Origin of the sequence: Tsuneonella litorea (genome assembly GCF_025154015.1) — a bacterium.
GTDB classification, from domain to species: domain Bacteria; phylum Pseudomonadota; class Alphaproteobacteria; order Sphingomonadales; family Sphingomonadaceae; genus Tsuneonella; species Tsuneonella litorea.
On sequence record NZ_JAOAMV010000004.1, the window covers coordinates 367,845 to 384,760 of the forward strand.

At 65.7% G+C, this 16,916-nt stretch carries 14 protein-coding genes; 5 read left to right on the forward strand and 9 right to left on the reverse strand.

The annotated features are described in order from the left end of the window. Positions 1-10: 10 nt before the first annotated feature. The 7 genes from N0B51_RS10180 to N0B51_RS10210 all read right to left on the reverse strand — a co-directional run bounded on the left by N0B51_RS10180 (position 11) and on the right by N0B51_RS10210 (position 9,486). Positions 11-1,399 (reverse strand): alpha,alpha-trehalose-phosphate synthase (UDP-forming), encoded by a 1,389-nt coding sequence (locus N0B51_RS10180; protein ID WP_259962214.1) that lies wholly within the window; start codon positions 1,397-1,399, stop codon positions 11-13. After that, positions 1,396-3,192: a glycoside hydrolase family 15 protein gene (locus N0B51_RS10185; RefSeq protein ID WP_259962215.1), complete on the reverse strand. Its 1,797-nt coding sequence runs from the start codon at positions 3,190-3,192 to the stop codon at positions 1,396-1,398. The genes N0B51_RS10180 and N0B51_RS10185 overlap by 4 nt, the downstream gene beginning before the upstream one ends. Continuing rightward, the gene (gene otsB, locus N0B51_RS10190) at positions 3,189-3,929 is read right to left on the reverse strand and encodes a trehalose-phosphatase (RefSeq protein WP_259962216.1); all 741 of its coding nucleotides are present in this window, start codon (positions 3,927-3,929) and stop codon (positions 3,189-3,191) included. Before otsB ends, N0B51_RS10185 begins: the two co-directional genes overlap by 4 nt. Positions 3,930-3,991: 62 nt before the next feature. Beyond that, positions 3,992-5,152 (reverse strand): CapA family protein, encoded by a 1,161-nt coding sequence (locus N0B51_RS10195; protein WP_259962217.1) that lies wholly within the window; start codon positions 5,150-5,152, stop codon positions 3,992-3,994. Next, complete coding sequence (locus tag N0B51_RS10200) at positions 5,149-6,834, reverse strand: ABC transporter ATP-binding protein (protein WP_259962218.1); 1,686 nt, start codon at positions 6,832-6,834, stop codon at positions 5,149-5,151. Before N0B51_RS10200 ends, N0B51_RS10195 begins: the two co-directional genes overlap by 4 nt. 14 nt (positions 6,835-6,848) lie before the next feature. After that, entirely contained in the window at positions 6,849-8,441 is a 1,593-nt protein-coding gene (locus N0B51_RS10205; protein WP_259962219.1) for a hypothetical protein, read from the reverse strand. 115 nt (positions 8,442-8,556) lie between these two features. Then, a complete protein-coding gene (locus N0B51_RS10210) occupies positions 8,557-9,486 on the reverse strand; it encodes a hypothetical protein (protein WP_259962220.1) in 930 nt (309 codons plus the stop codon). A 162-nt stretch (positions 9,487-9,648) separates the two neighbouring features. Here N0B51_RS10210 and N0B51_RS10215 point away from each other — a divergent pair, with 162 nt between their 5' ends. Further along, entirely contained in the window at positions 9,649-10,539 is an 891-nt protein-coding gene (locus N0B51_RS10215; RefSeq protein ID WP_259962221.1) for an alpha/beta hydrolase family protein, read from the forward strand. Positions 10,540-10,875: 336 nt separating this feature from the next. On the opposite strand, the gene N0B51_RS10220 is transcribed toward N0B51_RS10215, so the two are convergent. Both N0B51_RS10220 and N0B51_RS10225 read right to left on the reverse strand, forming a co-directional pair. After that, positions 10,876-11,706: an ImmA/IrrE family metallo-endopeptidase gene (locus tag N0B51_RS10220; protein ID WP_259962222.1), complete on the reverse strand. Its 831-nt coding sequence runs from the start codon at positions 11,704-11,706 to the stop codon at positions 10,876-10,878. Further along, positions 11,703-12,032 (reverse strand): helix-turn-helix domain-containing protein, encoded by a 330-nt coding sequence (locus N0B51_RS10225; RefSeq protein ID WP_259962223.1) that lies wholly within the window; start codon positions 12,030-12,032, stop codon positions 11,703-11,705. The genes N0B51_RS10220 and N0B51_RS10225 overlap by 4 nt, the downstream gene beginning before the upstream one ends. 69 nt (positions 12,033-12,101) lie before the next feature. Between N0B51_RS10225 and N0B51_RS10230 the strand changes: the two genes are divergently transcribed. From N0B51_RS10230 to N0B51_RS10245, 4 genes are all read left to right on the forward strand, one after another. Continuing rightward, entirely contained in the window at positions 12,102-13,469 is a 1,368-nt protein-coding gene (locus tag N0B51_RS10230) for a site-specific DNA-methyltransferase (RefSeq protein ID WP_259962224.1), read from the forward strand. Next, positions 13,469-14,305, forward strand: a complete 837-nt coding sequence (locus N0B51_RS10235) for a DUF5681 domain-containing protein (protein ID WP_259962225.1) — start codon at positions 13,469-13,471, stop codon at positions 14,303-14,305. The genes N0B51_RS10230 and N0B51_RS10235 overlap by 1 nt, the downstream gene beginning before the upstream one ends. 1,771 nt (positions 14,306-16,076) lie before the next feature. Beyond that, positions 16,077-16,292 carry a hypothetical protein gene (locus N0B51_RS10240; protein WP_259962226.1) on the forward strand — a complete coding sequence of 72 codons (216 nt, stop codon included), beginning with the start codon at positions 16,077-16,079 and terminating at the stop codon, positions 16,290-16,292. Between the two features lie 71 nt (positions 16,293-16,363). After that, a complete protein-coding gene (locus tag N0B51_RS10245; protein WP_259962227.1) occupies positions 16,364-16,579 on the forward strand; it encodes a hypothetical protein in 216 nt (71 codons plus the stop codon). The last annotated feature ends 337 nt before the right edge of the window (positions 16,580-16,916 follow it).

Genomic DNA, 16,916 nt, shown 5'->3' on the forward strand with positions numbered 1-16,916 from the left:
CCCACCCGCGCTAGGAGCCGGCGCGGCCCCCGAGGTCTTCGAGGATGTCGGCGGTCCATTGCTGGATGTTCTGCCGGCGAACGCACTCCACCATCGGTTTCCAGCGCGCGATGCGCTCGTCGCGCGGCATGTCGAGCGCATCGCGGATCGCCGAGGCGATGTCGTCGGGGCTGTGGGGGTTCACCAGCAGGGCCTCGGTCAGCTGCTGTGCCGCACCGGCGAAGCGGCTGAGGATGAGCACGCCGGGATCGTCCGGGTCCTGCGCCGCGACATATTCCTTGGCCACCAGGTTCATCCCGTCCCGCAATGGAGTCACCAGCCCGATCTTCGAGGCGAAATAGACCCCCGTCAGCTCGGCCAGCGAGTGGCCCTGGTTGACGTAGCGGATCGGCACCATGTCGACCTGGCTGAGCGCGCCGTTGATCTGGCCGGTTTTCTGTTCGAGCAGCGTGCGGATCTGCTGGTACGAGCCGATCGCCTCGCGGCTGGGCGGCGCGATCTGGATGAACACCAGGTCCTTCACCCGGTCCGGATACCGGTCGAAGAACCGGGCGACCCCGTCCATCCGTTCCGGCAGGCCCTTGGAATAATCGAGCCGGTCGACTCCGATCATCGCCGTGCGATGGCGCGTGCTGGCGAAGACCCGCTGGGCCATCTGTCGCGCCTCGCCGGTCTGCGCCTGCGATGTCAGGTGATCGAAATCGATCCCGATCGGATAGGCGCGCGCGACGGTCGTGCGCCCTTCCAGCGTCACCGTCCCTCGCGCCGCGTCGACCTTCGCACCCAGCTCGCGCTGGCAGTAGTGGAAGAAGCTCTCGAGCCATTCGCCCGACTGGAAGCCGACGACATCGTATTCGAGCAGCGTGCGCACGAGCCGCTGGTGGAACGGGAGCGAAACGAGCAGCCGCGTCGGCGGCCAGGGAATGTGCAGGAAGAACGCCATGCGGTTCTTCACGCCGCGCCGCCGCAGGTTCTCGCCCAGCGGGATCAGGTGGTAATCGTGGACCCAGACGAGGTCGTCGGCCTCGATCAGCGGGGCGACGGCGTCGGCGAAGAGTTCGTTGACACGCTCGTAGCCCCTGCCGGTGGCGAGCTCGTAGCGGGCGAGGTCGAGGCGATAGTGGAACAGCGGCCAGAGCGTCTCGTTCGCGTAGCCGTAGTAGTATTCCTCGACGTCCTGCGGAGAGAGGTCGATGGTCGCGAAGGTGACGTTGTCGCGCACCTGCGTGCTGGGCTGCGCCGCCGGGTCGGCGCTTTCCTCGCCCGACCAGCCGAACCACAGCCCGCCCTTTTTCTTGAGCGCGGCATCGAGTGCCCCGGCCAGCCCACCCTGGGCCCCGGCGGCCCCGCGTGCGCTGGGGACCGCGACGCGGTTGGAGATGACCACCAGGCGGCTCATCGCACGGCGCTCCAGCTTTTCGACAGCAGCCCCGCGCAATTGATCACGCCGACCAGCGAATAGGTCTGCGGGAAGTTGCCCCACAGCTCCCCGGTCTCAAAGTCCATGTCCTCGCTCAGCAGGCCCGAGGCCGTCGTGTGCCCGAGCATCGTGGTGAACAGCGCGCGCGCCTCGTCCTTGCGGCCCGACCGGGCGAGCGCGTCGATCAGCCAAAAGGTGCAGATGTTGAAGGCGGTTTCGGGAGCGCCGAAGTCGTCTTCCTTGGCATAGCGGAGCATATGCTCGCCGCGGCGCAGCGCAGCCTCGACCGCCGTGAAGGTCGAGCGGAAGCGCGCGTCGTCCGGTTCGCAGAAGCGCAGTTCGAGCAGCTGCAGCAGGCTCGCATCGAGATAGTCGCTCTCGAAGCTCGCGCCGTAGTGACCGCCCTCGTCGTCTTCCACCCAGGCCTCCCGATCGATCGTCTCGCGGATCGCATCGGCGCGCTGTGTCCACAGGGCCGCGCGGTCGCCCTTGCCGAGATGCCGGGCGACGTTGGCCAGACGATCGCAGGCGGCCCAGCTCATCGCGGCCGAATAGGTGTGGACTTCCTGGCGGGTGCGGAACTCCCACAGGCCGGCATCGGGCTGGTCGTGCATCGCCCACGCCATCTCGCCGACTTCCTCGAGGCTGGCGAAGTCACGCTCGTCGGCCATGCGCAGGAGACGGCGATCGAAGAACGCCTGTGCGGTCGGCAGGACGATCTGGCCGTAGCAGTCGTGCTGGACCTGGTGATAGGCGGCGTTGCCGATGCGCACCGGCCCCATCCCGCGATAGCCGGCAAGCTGGTCGGCTATGCTTTCGGTGAGCTGCGTCTCGCCCATCACCGAGTAGAGCGGCTGGATCTGCCCGCCGCGCGAATCATCGACGATGTTGCGCAGGTAGGCGAGGTACTTTTCCAACACGTCGAGCGCGCCGAGACGATTGAGCGCCTGCACCGTGTAATAGGAATCGCGGATCCAGCAGTAGCGGTAATCCCAGTTCCGCTCGCTGCCCGGCGCCTCGGGTATCGAAGTGGTGAGCGCGGCGACGATCGCGCCGGTTTCCTCGTGCTGGCACAGCTTGAGCGTGATCGCGCAGCGGATCACCTCGTCCTGCCATTCGAAAGGCGTCGCCAGGCTGCGCACCCACAGTTGCCAGTACTTGCGGGTCTGCTCCTCCATCTGGCGGACCTCGGCCCGGATGTTGCCGCTGAACGGCTCGTCCGGCCCGAAGAAGAAGTGCTGGTCGCTCTCGACGCGGTAGGCCCGGCCTTCGAGGACGGTGCCCACCGGCGCGTCGGTGCTGAGGCGCAGCGAATGGTCTCCGGTGAGGAAGCGGACGTGATTGGTCCCCGCGGTCGTCGGCGCTTCGCGCTGGCCGTACCCGTGCATCGGCCGCAGCCTGACCCTGAGCCGGGGCGCACCGGCGACGGGACGGACCACGCGGACGAAGGCGACCGGACGATACATCCGGCCCGACCGCTCGAACCGGGGGCAGAAATCGGTGATTTCGACCGCACTCCCGTCCTTCGCCTCGAGCCGGGTGACGAGGATCGGCGTATTGCGCACGTAGTGCTGCGACGCGCTCACCTGCTCCTCGAGCTCGAAGCGCCAGACGCCGCTGTCCTGCCGATCGCCGTTGACCAGCGCACAGAAGACCGGGTCGCCGTCGACCCTGGGCACGCACCCCCAGACGAGTCCGGCTTCCGCATCGATCAGTCCGGTGACCTGGCAGTTACCTATCGGCCAGAGTTCGAGCGATGGCTGCATCGTCATGCGCCGAGCCAGGCGAGCACGTCGTCGGGACCCGCGAGCGCATAGCGCGCGGTCGGCGATTTTCGTTCGCCGACCGCGATTCCAAAGCCGCCGAATCGTTCGCACGCGGCAAACCCGTCCTCGTCGGTCACGTCGTCGCCGACGAACACCGGCCGGCTGCCGGCAAACGGCGCCTCCTGCATGATCGCGGCGACCGCGCGTCCCTTGTCGACGCCGGGGGCCACGACCTCGGCCACGAATTTCCCGCGCTTGACGGCCAGGCCGTGGCGGGCCGCTAGATCGTCGACAAAGGCCTGCGCGCGTTCTTCCCAGTGGGGGGCCGTGCGCCAGTGAAGCGCGGTGCCGAGAGTCTTCGCTTCGTGGACCAGCCCGGCATCGCGGGCGAATTGAGCCAATTCATGTTGCACTGCAACCGGAACGACGCCGCTGCGGGCGATAGGTTCCCCCTCGCCCAGCCGCCGTTCGCCGCCGTGCGACCCGGCGCAGGCGATTGCGAGCGTTCCGCAGTGGCGCTCGAGGTCGGCGATCGACCGTCCGCTGACCAGCGCCAGCCGCCCGCCAAGCCGCGCGGACAGGTCCGCGAGAAGGTCCGGCAGCCCGTCGGGGACGACGATCCGGTCGGGATGGCCCGCAAGCGAGACGAGCGTTCCATCGAAATCGAGGAACAGCGAAGCCGGACCGCCGTCCGACAGGCTCTCGAGCGGCGGCGGAGGGGGAAGATCGGCGCGGGGCTGCATGGGGCCGACATAGGGTCCCGGGACCATCGGTCAACGTGCGGGCGGGAACGCGCCGCGGCGGGTCAGCGCAGTTCGAGAAAGCCGCCGAACTGGTCCGCGGCGATCCGCACGCCTCTGCGCGCGGGACTGATCTCGCTCATCGCGAGGACCTGCAGCAAGGCGGTCCGGCTCTCCGCCGGGCCGAGCAGGCGGGGCTGAAACCCGGTGACCCTGTTGTCCGACGCGAGCGGATAGATCCGCAGTGCGTCGTCCCCCGCCCGGGTTCCGCACCGCAATTCGGCGATCAGCCCCAGCGGCAAGACCTCGGGAAAATCGGCAAACCGGCCGTTCGACCCGAAGAACAGGTTGCCGATTCCGTAGAGGATCCATCTGCCGCGATACCGCTCGATCTCCTGCGGACAGTGCGCGTGGTGCCCGATCACGAGATCGGCGCCGTTGTCGACCAGCTCGCGGGCGAGGCGCCGCTGGGCCGCGGACCGCCAGCGGTAATTCGCGCCCCAGTGCGGATAGGCAACGGCGGTCAGGTCAGGGTAGACTTCGCGCAGGGCCGACACCTGCCGGCCGAACCGCACGGGGTCCAGTGTCGCGGTGCCCGGCGTCGCGGCACCGGCGTAGAACCCGTATGCCTCGCGATAGGCGGGTCGGTCCTCGAACAATCCGAAGACCGCCAGGTGCCTGGGCGCACCGCCAGCGCCCGGCATTTCCAGCAGCAGCGGCCGGGCCGCAGCGCCCAGGTCATCGCCCGCGCCAAAGTGCCTGATCCCGGCAGCATCGAGCGCCGCGCGCGAATCGGCGAGTCCCCCCGCCCCGAGGTCTAGCGCGTGATTGTTCGCCAGGCTGACCGCGTCGATCCCGGCGCGTGCGAGCGCCGCCGGCGCCAGGGCCGGGTCGGTGAAGTGCAGATAGTCCTTGCCCGGCAACGCCGGTCCCCGCCGGTAGCTGGCCACCGTTTCGAAATTGGCGATCGTGTAGTCGGCGCCGGCAAGCAGCGGGCGAAGGCGATCGAACGGCCGGTCGTATCCGTGCCGCCCGACCTCCCGGCCGCCTCCGGTGGGATAGCTTTCGCCGTGATTGACGTCGCCGCAGAACAGCAGGCGGAACGGATCGGCCCTCGTTCGTTCCTGGTGCCGCTTCACGATCAGGCCGCCCGCCAACCCGCCGCCGGCCGCCAGCCCCGCCGCGGCCAGCAGCGCACGGCGGCTGATTGCCGGCCGCCGGGTCACTGCAGGGTGCCGACCATGTCCTGTGCACGAAGCGGGCCGGGATCATGCCGATCCTCGGACGGACCGACCCGCACCAGCCGGCCATCGCACAACTCCCAGGTCATGTCGGTCAGTGCCACTTCGGCGGGATCGTGCGTGGCGATCAGCACGGTTCCCGGATACCGGTCGATCGCCGCGTGGAAGATGGCCGCGCTCTCGCGGTCGAGGTTGGTCGTCGGCTCGTCGAGCAGCAGGATGCGGGGGAAACGCAGCATGGCCCGGGCCAGCGCCACGCGCTGGCGCTCCCCGGCCGACAGGTTGCGCCCGCCCTCCGTCAGCCACGAATCGAGGCCTTGCGGCAGCGATCCGACGAGTCCGTCGAGCCCGCAGGCGGTGAGCACGCTGGCGAGTTCCTCGTCACTCGCCGAGCGGTGGCGATAGGTGAGGTTGCGGCGCAGGGTGCCGCGCATCAGCGGCAGGTCCGCGCTCACGATCCCGATGTCCCGCGTCGAGGTGTGCAGCGTCGCCGACGACAGCACGATGCCGTCGACCAGCACCTCGCCCTGGTCGGGTTCGACGAGGCGCGCGACAAGGCCGAGCAGCGTCGACTTCCCCGCCCCGGACGGACCGACGATCGCGACCCGCTTGCGTCCCGGAATCGTGCCACTGACGCCCGACAGCGCGCCTTTGACGCTGACCCGGTCGAACTGGATCATCCCGGCCCTGACCCGCACGGGCATGTGCCCCAGTTCGTCGAGCGGGCGGCTGCGGCTGTTGAGGAAGTCCCTGATCTTGCGCCGGGAAATGTCCGCACGCCGCCAGTAATCGTGGACCAGCGCAAGGTTGCGCGCCGGGCTCGCCAGATGCCGCACGCAGGTCGCCGCGGCGGCGAGACCGGCGAGGGTGAGATAGCCTTCGCTCATCTCGTAGGCACCCGCGGCCAGCGCCACCATCACCGCGGCCCAGCCGGTCGCCGCCGAGATGCCCCGCATCCGGCCGCGGATCGCCGCCTCCCGGTTGAGCGCCTTGGTCATCGAATCGTTCTGGTGCGACAGCCGGCTCGTTTCCCCCCCGACCCGGCCGAAGGTCTGGACCACGGCAAGCGTGTTGACCTGTTCGTCGATGTTGCCCGTCAGCAACGAGCGGCGACGCCGCACGACCGCCGTCGCGCGCCTGAGGAGCCGCCCCTGGCTCACCGAGGCCGCCGCGCCCAGGCCGAAGACGAGGATGGCGGCCACCGCCATCGGCCCGCTTATCCAGGCCACTACCGCCAGCCCGATCACGAGGACGATCGCGCTCGCGATCCCGCGCGCGATGCCGCGACTCAACAGCGTGCGATACATCGTCAGGTCGCCGGTCAGGCGAAGGAGCAGGCTTCCCCGCGACCGATGCTGGATCTGGCGCGGCGCCATTCCGACCATGTGCCGATACAGCTGCATCCGAAGGCGGCGAACCGCGTCGAACCCGATCCGCTCGCAGACCCTGAATTCGAGAGCGCGCAATCCCCCCATGCAGAGCGAAACCGCGAGCAGGCCCGCCAGCCACGGATAGACCGCGGCGATGTCCTGCTGCATCCCGGCGATCGCGTCGACCGCCTGCCACGTGCAAACGATCCACCCGCCGAGCACGAGCGCCTGGGCGATGCCGAGGGCGATCACCCATGCAAGGTCGCGCGGCGGCAGGGGGACGAGGCCGAGGGACACGGGGCGCCGCTGCACTAGCCCGGCTCCACCGCGCCATCGGTCGCGCGCGCGCGCAGCGCGTGATCTTCCGTCGCCAGGTCGGAATCGTTGGCCGCCAGGCCCGGACGGCCGACGAGGGCCGATGCGAGGAACGGGTCGGCCAGCTGTTCCTTTGTGAGCACCGGGACATGGCAGCTCGCGGATGCCTCGCGAACCAGCAGGTGCGAGGCGGTCAGCTTGCCCGAAACCCCCAGCACGCGGGTGCCAAGCGACTCCAGTTCCCGGACCCCGGCGGATGCGCCCATCGCCTCTCCCGCGGCGAACAGCACCGAATCGATCCGCTGGCGAAAGAAGTCCGAGCGGATGATCTCGACGTTCTGCTCCTGGTACAGCCCGTCGGCGACTTCCATCAGGATGATCCCGCACCCGGCTTCGGCCAGGTGAGCGACAAGGGTGGTCGCGGCGTCGAGCAGGTCGGGAACGGGTATCCGGTAGGTCGACGAAAAGCCCGCGTCGGTAAAGTCCAGCGTCTTGTGCGAACCGGCATCGAGCATGACCCAGTAGTCGCCGCCCGAACCGGTCCCGGTGATCTTGACCGTACCCGGCTTGAGCCCCGCCCGGCTGAGCCCCTGGACGAGATGCTGGATGGTCGTCGTCTTGCCCGAGTTCATCGATGTTCCCAGAACGCAGACGATGGGGGGACACGCCGGCGGGATCGCCAGCCGGGGAAGCGCGAACTGGCGGAGATTGAGCGGATTGCCCCGGGCATCCCCGAGAAGCCCGATGGGGACGATCCGGCTCGCCGGCTTGACCCCCGCCGTGCGGCTCAGCATCGCCGAGGCGACCCCGCCCGCGGCGATGAGGTTCGTCGGGCCGAGCGTCGGGGGAACTTCCGCCTCGAACTGGTCAGTCGCGTAGCGGTCGCCATAGGCGACGATGATTTCGTCGCCCGCGTGCAGCGTGGCCTTGCGCCCTGACGCGAGCTCGATCCGCTTGTGATAGTGGATCGCCTCGACCCGCGCCAGGACGAGATCGCCGGTCCGCGGCCTGACCGCTCCCGACACCAGGGTCGCCACCGCCCCGAGCGAAACGTTGCGCGTGGTGAACGCGGCCTTGGCGGCCTTCACGCGCCGGTGCTCGACCGGCGTCGTGACGATTTCGCGCGCCGTGGCGCGGACCGGTGCGCGCTCGGACCACTGCCGGAAGATCGACTGCGTTGACCGCGCATACGGGCCGGGGGCGCTCGCAGCGCTTTCCCGTGCGCGCTCGAGCGAAAGCGGCCGGTCGGGTTCGGGGATCGCCGCCGGCGCAGTTGCCGGCACGCGGGTCGGCAGGTTGGCAGGACGGCCCGTCAGGTCCGCCGAAGGCCTCAGGAAGACCGCCAGGTCGGCAATCGCGCGGCCGCGATAGGCCCGGCGCAATTGGGCGAAGGCGTGCGGGGGGATCTCGTGATGGTGCCGCTGGAGGAACGCGAGCCCTTCGCGCCCCTGTTCGATCGGGACCGCGGGGCCGAGCCTGACGAGCAGGTCGAGGATCTGCCGCCATTTCGTCTGGCGGCTGCTCAGCAGATGATCGGGTTGTTCGAGCGCGGTCGCCAGGCGCTCGTCGACGTAGATTCCCGGCGTCATGGCACGCACCTGCCGCTCGCATGGCCGGACGGGGGGCGGCGGAAGTGGCCCACCGCGCCGTGCGTCGCCCGACCCGGACCTGCCGGGCGCCTGCACAAGGGTGCGAACCGGGCCATCAGAAGCGATATCCGCCGGTGAGGATCACCTGCTGTTCGTCCCCGGCGAACTCGGGATCGTTCGAACTGCGGAAGTCGTACTGGGCCCGCCCGCGCAGGAGAAGGCCGTTGTCCCAGTAGCGGCGCAGTTCGATGACCGGCCGGACCGAGGTATCGCGCCGCCGCGCGCCGGAAGGCGCCGTGCGCCCGTCGAAGGTCCACTGCCTGGCGCGTACGCTCGCCCGCAGCCGCCAGTTCGCCGACAGGGGCTCCTGGAACAGGACCTGCGCCGTGGTGCGTTCGTAGCCCCGCCTCGAGTCGGCGCTGTCGATGTCCTCGTAGCCGATTTCGGTGGAGACGTAGCGATTGCGGCCGAGGCGCAAGCGGTATTCGAGCTCCGCGAACGGTCCGGCGCCTTCGGTCCGGTCGCGGTTGTCGTAATCGCGCCAGCGCCATCCTCCCGATAGGGTGATCCGGTGATCTCCGGGGCTGTATGCGATGCTGCCACCCACCTGCGACTGGTCCGCGGACCTGTACTCGAGCACGGCGATGTTGCTCGCATAGGAAACCGTCGCCCCGAAGTGCAGGTCTTGGGCCATGCGCTGGTCGAGGCCGACCTCGACCGCGTTGGACCAGCGGTTGCTGCGCTCGTCGCTCTCGTAAAGATAGACGCCGGTGTCGTATTCGAGCCGCAGCTCGGTGGGCCCGTTGCGCCGCTCGTACGAAGCCGATCCCCGCAGGATCAGGCCGGAGCGGCTGTAGTCGCCTTCCTCGTCGACCGACCGATCGGACGCCGCGACCGCCGAGGCCGTCACTTCTGCGTCGAAATCGCTGCGCGGCTTGGCCGAAAGGGGCTGACTGCCCAGCATCAGGGCGCACGCCCCGGCGAGCGCGGTCGTTGCGAATGCCGGGGGTCCAGAGCGATTCAAGGGGGTGATCCTGCGGGTCATCGGGAATGTTAGCTTTCGTTAATGTATGCCTAACGCAATCGCCCCCCTTTCGCTATCGCAACCATGCGGTCTGTGCCTTTCCGGCGCACCCGCGGCGGGAACGGTGAACGCGCCCGCTCGCCGGCAGGTGCAAGCGGCCGCCGGTTCGGCTAGGCAGCCGCCGTGCGCATCATCGGTTTCGTGTTGGCTACCGTTGCCCTGGCGACCTCCGCGTGGGCCGGCGCCGCCCCTACGCCGCCGCGCGGGAAGGGACAGTTCCGGTTTACCCGGTGGGCCGGTCCGCCGCTGCGGGTCTTCTACTATCGCCCCCCCGGCGCCGCCGGCAACGCACCGATCGTTCTGGTGATGCACGGCACGAACCGCGATGCCCGCCGGTACCGCGACGAGTGGGCGCCGCTGGCCCGCGAACGCGGCTTCATCGTCGTCGCGCCGCAGTTCGATCGGACGAGGTTTCCCGGCGTCGAGGGATACAATCTCGGCGGGGCACGCGATCGCAGGGGCCGGCCGGTGCCCCGGCGCCGCTGGACCTTCGCTGCGATCGAACCGCTGTTCGACGAGGTCCGGACGCGATTCGGCAGCATGCAGCCGACCTACTATCTCTACGGACATTCGGCGGGGGGGCAGTTCGTGCACCGGTTCGTCATGCACATGGGCCACACGCGGCTACGGCGCGCGTTCGCCGCCAACGCGGGCTGGTACCTGATGCCCGACCCGAAGTTCCGCTATCCGTACGGCGTTGCGGACTCCGGAATATCCGCCCGGCGCCTGCGGTCCGCGCTGACGACGCGGCTGACGGTGCTGGTCGGCGAACGCGACGTGGTGGACGACGGCAATGTCCGCCGCTCGCGCCAGGCTTCCATGCAGGGCGAAAATCGCCGCGCCCGTGGGCACGCGTTCATCGAAGCGGCGAAAGCGCGGGCGGCCGCGCTTCGCGTTGCCACGCCCTGGACGCTCTCCACAGTCGCCGATGCCGGCCACGAAAACCTGGCGATGGCCCGCGCCGCGGCGCCGCTGATCCGGCCTCGCCTCAAGGCGCCCCCAGCGACCCGCTGACCCACACCGACCAACCGCGCCCGAACGCGGAGACGCCATCTCGTCTGCTGCTGAAAGTGGTGGTGCGCGACGCAGTCCAGAGCGAACCGGTCTCATCCCTGATTTCCCTGTTTTTCAGGGAATCTACAGGGAAAATGGAAATTTTCGCCCTGCCTCAGACGTCACGATAGTTCGCAAACCCGCAGATTTCCGCGGTTCTCGAGCCAAATTCCCTGCGCGCAAAACAGGGAAAACTAATAGGCGAAACAGGGAACCAAATTTCCCGGATCAGTGAATGTTTGTGATGGAAACAGGGACCAGGTGTGGGTCCCCTATGCCGCCCGAGCGATCGCGGCGCTAGACCGCTTCGCCAATCTCGGCGTGCAGCAGGATCATTGCCCAACCATCCGTCTGTGCGAGAACTTGCTCGCTCAGTATCTCGACCTTCCGGGCTGCGCTGGATCCGAGCCAGACCTCAGGATCGCACTCCTCCATTGCGGTTGTCTGGCCCGGCAGAAGCCGGTGGCCATCAGCAATCGAGTTTTCCGGGACTGGCCCACCGATCCGCGGGTCGATCCAGGGAAAGTCGTCCGGTCGATAGGCCTGTTCGATCCGGCCATTGCGAGCAACGATGAGCGCAAGCGTCTCCCGATGTGCATCGATGTAACTCCGCGCCATCGCAGCCTTGCTTACGCCGAACTCATTGGCGAGACGGACTACCTCGGAAAGGTCGGGCTGTCGGCTCTTCAGGTTGGCGCGGATGCGCGTGGGTGGCATCAGCAGGCGAGCGGCGAACCGGTTGGCCTCTGCCTCCATTTTTCTTGCCCGATTTGCTTCGCGGGTATTCTCGACACGCAAGTCGGCGTGCGAGCAAGCGAACTGCAAGCCCTCGTGCGGCCGGTGGGTGCTCATGAGGAAGTGGCCCAGTTCGTGCCCGATCGAGAAGCGGCGTCGCCGCGGAGGTGTGCCCTCGGCTACGACAATCGAGCCCCATGCCCTGTCCTTATGCATGAGCAGCATCGCCGCGAACGAGGTAACCGCCTTGTCTTCGATGTCTTCGATATCGAGCCGGCGGCAAAGATCCTCGATCGAGAAGTCGAGCGGCAGATCGGGATCGAGCTCGTGAATGCGCGCCGCAAGCGCGGAGGGTGATCCGACCCCGTCGAGTTCAATCCGGCTGAGCGTCAATCGTCCTGTTCCCGCCGCTTCTTCAGGGTTTCCATCATCAGCTTGATGGTCTCGCGATCACCGGGCGCGAGATTCTTCAGGTCGCGGAACATGGCGACCACCTCTGCCGGCTGGTCGTCGGCATCGGGATTGTCGCCGACAAGGTCAGCGACACGCACGCGGAAGAGTTCGGCGAGTTTGACGACCAATTCCATCGAGGGGTTGGCTGTGATGCCCTTCTCCAGATTGAACACATGAGCCTTCGAAATGCCCACGGCGTTGGCGACATCCTGAAGCGACAGGCGCTGGGCGACGCGCAGGTCATGCAGCTTGCTGGCGAAGCTCATTTATGGGTCCGTTCAATCGAGAATGCCGCCACCATACGCGCCAGATTGACTTTTGCAAGCGTTCAGTGTATGCGTACGACTTCGGTCAATAATGATTCGGGGGTCGAGATGGGCACTACGCAGATTATGGACCGGGCGATCACCTCGCTCCGGCCTTACGCACGCAATGCGCGGACACATTCCAAAAAGCAGGTCAGGCAAATCGCGGCCTCGATCGAGCGCTTCGGCTTCACCAATCCGGTGCTCATTTCCGATGATGGCGAGATCGTTGCCGGTCACGGGCGGGTCGAGGCCGCCAAGCTTCTGAAGTGGAAGACTGTCCCGACCATCGCCCTCTCCCACCTCTCCGAGACGGAGCGGCGCGCCTATGTCCTTGCGGACAACAAGCTCGCGCTCAATGCCGGGTGGGACAAGGATATCCTGGCAATCGAACTTCAGGCGCTTGTCGACCTCCAGTTCGATGTCGAGCTCACCGGGTTCAGCCTCGCTGAAGTCGATTTCGTGATCGAGGAAGCGGGCGAAGCCGATCCCGAAGGTCGCGACGCGGCTGACGACGCAGTTGTAGTTTCAGGCGGCCCGGCGGTCTCACGCCGCGGCGACCTCTGGCATCTGGGAAGGCACCGGTTGCTGTGCGGCGACGCCAGGAGCGCGGTGGACTTCGAGGCGTTGATGAGCGGAGAGAAGGCTGACCTCGTTTTCACTGATCCCCCCTACAACGTGAAGATCGACGGCAACGTCTGCGGACTCGGCACCGTCAAGCACCGCGAGTTCGCCTTTGCTTCCGGCGAGATGAGCCGGGTGCAGTTCACAGGGTTTCTCACAGAGACGCTCGGCAACATCGCAAACGTTATGCGCGACGGCGCCATCGCTTACGTCTGTATGGACTGGCGCCACATGGGCGAGCTGCTGGCTGCGGGCGAAGAGTCCTTCACCGAATTCAAGAATCTGGTCGTGTGGAACAAGACCAATGGCGGAATGGGCGCATTTTATCGTTCGAAGCATGAGCTGGTGTTCGTATTCAAGCAGGGGACAGCGGAACACACCAACAGCTTCGGGCTTGGCCAGACCGGGCGATACCGCACCAACGTGTGGGACTACGCCGGGATCAGCTCGATCGGTGCTAATCGCTCGGACGAACTCGCCATGCACCCGACGGTCAAGCCGGTCGCGCTTATCGCAGACGCCATCCGCGACTGCTCGAAGCGGGGCGAGATCGTTCTCGACGCTTTCGGCGGCTCAGGCAGTACACTGATTGCGGCGGAGAAGACCGGCCGCTCCGCACGCGTGATCGAGTACGATTCGCTCTATTGCGATACCATCGTCAGGCGTTGGGAGGCCTACACCGGCAAGCATGCAACCCTGACTGTGACCGGGGAAACTTTCGAAGCCATCACAGAGGCCCGCCTCGGGCCCGAACTTGGGAGCGAAGCTGCCTGATGGCGAAGAAGGCGAAGCACGAGGCCACGGATAACGGGAGCGCTCAGGCGGACGGGTCTGGCGACGTGCCTGCCGCGTACGCGGTCGGATACGGCAAGCCCCCGGCCGAACATCGCTTCACCAAGGGCCGATCCGGTAATCCCGCCGGCCGTCCGCGCGGGGTCAAGAACAAGGTACCCAAGGGCCAGGGCCTCGACTTTGGCGCCCAGCCCGCCAACCAGATGTTGCTCGAAGAAGCGTACCGCACAATCACAGTGCGCGAAGGCGACAATATCGTCGAGCTACCCGTGATCAAGGCTGTGTTCCGTTCTTTGGGCGTCTCGGCAATGAAAGGTAACCGGCTCGCCCAGGCGACCATGGCGGAGCTGGTCCGGGGGGTCGAGGAGGAGGATCGAAAGCTCCGCTCAAGCCTGTTCGAGACCGCATGCGAGTACAAGATCGGTTGGCAGCAGGCCTTCGAGCATGCCCGCAAGAACGGGCTGCCCGAACCTGACGTAGTCCCCCACCCCGACGATGTCATCCTCGACATGCGCCGGGCCGAGGTCCGTTACGAAGGGCCGATGACCCACGACGAAAAGAAGAAGTGGGACCGTTTGCTCGAGTTCCGCGATGAATTGCAGGCCGAAGTGTCGCTATTTGCGGGGGGCTATCATCGAGCGGCCAAGGCGAAGAAGCCACCGCTCGAACACATGCGATCGCTGGCGGGTCACTGGAAAGAGTACACCGCAATGTACGACCGCATCAACGAACCGCTTCCCGATCGCTACAAGCGGCGGCTCGAGGACCGGTTCTTTCCGGGATTTCTGGAGAAGTTGGACGGACTGGGTTCCGACTGACACCTCGCATGAGGTCTGCGATCTTCTTTCCATGCTGGCTGACGCGAAGCATCGGACACGGTGAAAAGCATTAAAGTTTGGTGACGCCGATTGCCGCGTGCCCTAGCGTGCTGTTCGACGCGCTACTCTCCGCGACCCCGGAGACGGCGTGTCACCGCGACATCTTGCAACCGGCCGCCCTTCGGGTTCGTGAATGGGAGAGGAAGAGCCGGTCGGCCCTGTCGGCGCAGAGGCAGGGCCATCACCTCACTCAAAGCATCGCCAATCAAAAGAAGGACCCCGTCCGTGATCAGGACGAGGCCATACAGGAGTGGGGACGACTTACGTCACCCTTCGGGTCGCCAAGCGTTGGTAGCGCGGAAATTCAGAGGCGCATCCGAACAGAATCGGCAGTCCTGAACTTGGGCATGTCGGCCCGAGACCATGAACCTTCGCATTTCTAGCGCGCCAAGGCGGTAATCGGGCCAAAAGACATTCGAGGACATCGAGCGGCTACTTCCGCCCCCAAGCTAAGCAGGACCGGTCCGCATCGTGAACGACTTTGGGGCGGCTCTCGCGAAAGAGCCGCCCCTCGTGTTCGGTCTAGTGCCGAAGCTTTCGACTGCCCGAGACTTCGGTCAGTCGGTCAGGAAACGCCTGTCAGAACTTTTGGGGGTCTTGCTGGCGTCCAAGCCTTGTTAGGCGAGTGAACCTTCAGGCGAGTTTCAATCGATATCCGGACATCTGCGTAGGCCGCATTGCACGCTGGTCTGACGCAATCGCCCCTCAAACTGCGGATAGCAAAAGGCCCCGCCCGACGAGATTGGAGGCGAGGCCTTAAGGCTCGAAGGGAAGTGCTCGAATGCGACCCTCGAATGCCCTGCCGTCCTATCACGCTCGCATTTCAAATCAAATTGCCGGGTAAGCTTAACCAGGCAGGGTAGGAGCGGCACCAGAAGCGCGATGGCGGCTCACTGAGCACCGCTCCCGACTTACCGGAGTAAGCCGCCCCACCGTATCAAAGTCGTCGCGGAACCTTGGTTCCTAAATCATTCAATCTTATCTCGATTAGCAATTTTCATACGATTCCGGCTTACCGCAGTTCGCCACCTAGGGCTCTGCTTGGGCGGGGCCTTCTTTGGCGAGCCTACAGGTTGGCAACGCGGCTTTAGCGGGAACTTTTCGGTTCGCCGCCGATTAGGGTCGCAAACGGCGTATATCCCCCTCCCAACTTCGCCGTCCGAAAAAGTCCTTCGGGTCGCACTGAAGGAACCGATTCAACCAACCTCTCCCGCTTCTGGCGGGATTTTTTTGGCTCTGCTCAACGAATGGGTCCGTCTCATCTAGCAGTCCAAATCTGCTTTTTAGCGCCGTCGAATGGAGAGAGCGCTAAGAGCCTGACGCCCCACAGCCTATTGAATCAGTCGCTCGATCTCTCGCAGGAAGTTTCTAATCGATCGCATTTCGGCGGTGTGCGCCGCTGAGCGACGAACGTGCTTCCGCCGACAGTCCGATCTTGATGTTGGGACGTTGCAAAGCTGCGAGTCCGCAAACGACCCCATGGCGGATGTTCTGCTGAAGGTTGCGACAACGCCAAATGACCGCTGCTGTCCAAAAATGTGTGTGCCGAAACATCGCTCGGCGCACTAATCCAACATTTTACCGCTAAACTCCCCATTCTAAATTGCTCTTTTAGACTATGGTGCGTTTCCCCGGGTTAGATGCAAAGGGTCATCTCGGGTGCAAAAGATAACCGATCGCGCTCATGCCCCCGCAACGCGAAAGGAAAGAGATGAAATATATTCGAAGAATGCTCGCAGGTCTCGTGGGAGCTTCGATCGTCATGTCGCCCGCGTATGCTGCACCGGCCACACGTAGTTCCGAGGCGGCCGAGGAATCCAGCAGCCTCAGCAGCGGTACTTGGATAGGCATCATTGGCGCGCTGTTGGTCGTTGCACTGGCGGCCATCGCGGCATTCGATGACAACGATGAGCCGGTCAGCCCGTAATTCGATCACAACATAATTTGGAGCAGACAGTTTGATATCTGCCGAGCTCCGAGAATTTCGAAAGGAAGACCATGAAACTTGCTCGTAACGTGCTCGTAGCGCTGACCGGCATTTCGCTTGCGATGACTCCAGCGCTTGCCGCTCCAGTAGACCGAGGGTCGCAACCCGTTGAAGAGGGCAGCGAACTTGGCAGCACAGGCCTGTTATTCGTCCTCGCCGCGATTGCCGTGGCCATCCTCGCGGTCGTCGCATTCAATAACGACGGCGACGATCCAGTAAGTCCGTAATAGCGTGACTGATGGATTTTGATATGGGGCTGCTCGCACAACAGCGGCCCCATTTTTCGTTGAGGTCTCATGGATCAAGTGAAAGCTGGAGTCTTACGGTCCGCTTTCCACCCTCACTGCAGACATTGGAGGGGAGACGAGGCGCTCCTGAAAAGTAGCCACCCGGTCGGTCACGATTTGAAAGTCAGAAAATGGGCCGCTTCCGGACTGTCCGCTCTCGGCGATCGATCTAGCCGAAGCGGCCTGTCGGCAAACGACCCTATTCTGTTGAAAAACTCCCCTTGCCGAGGGACTAAACCGCTGATTCAATGATCCCGACAGCCGGGAGATCAGCGAT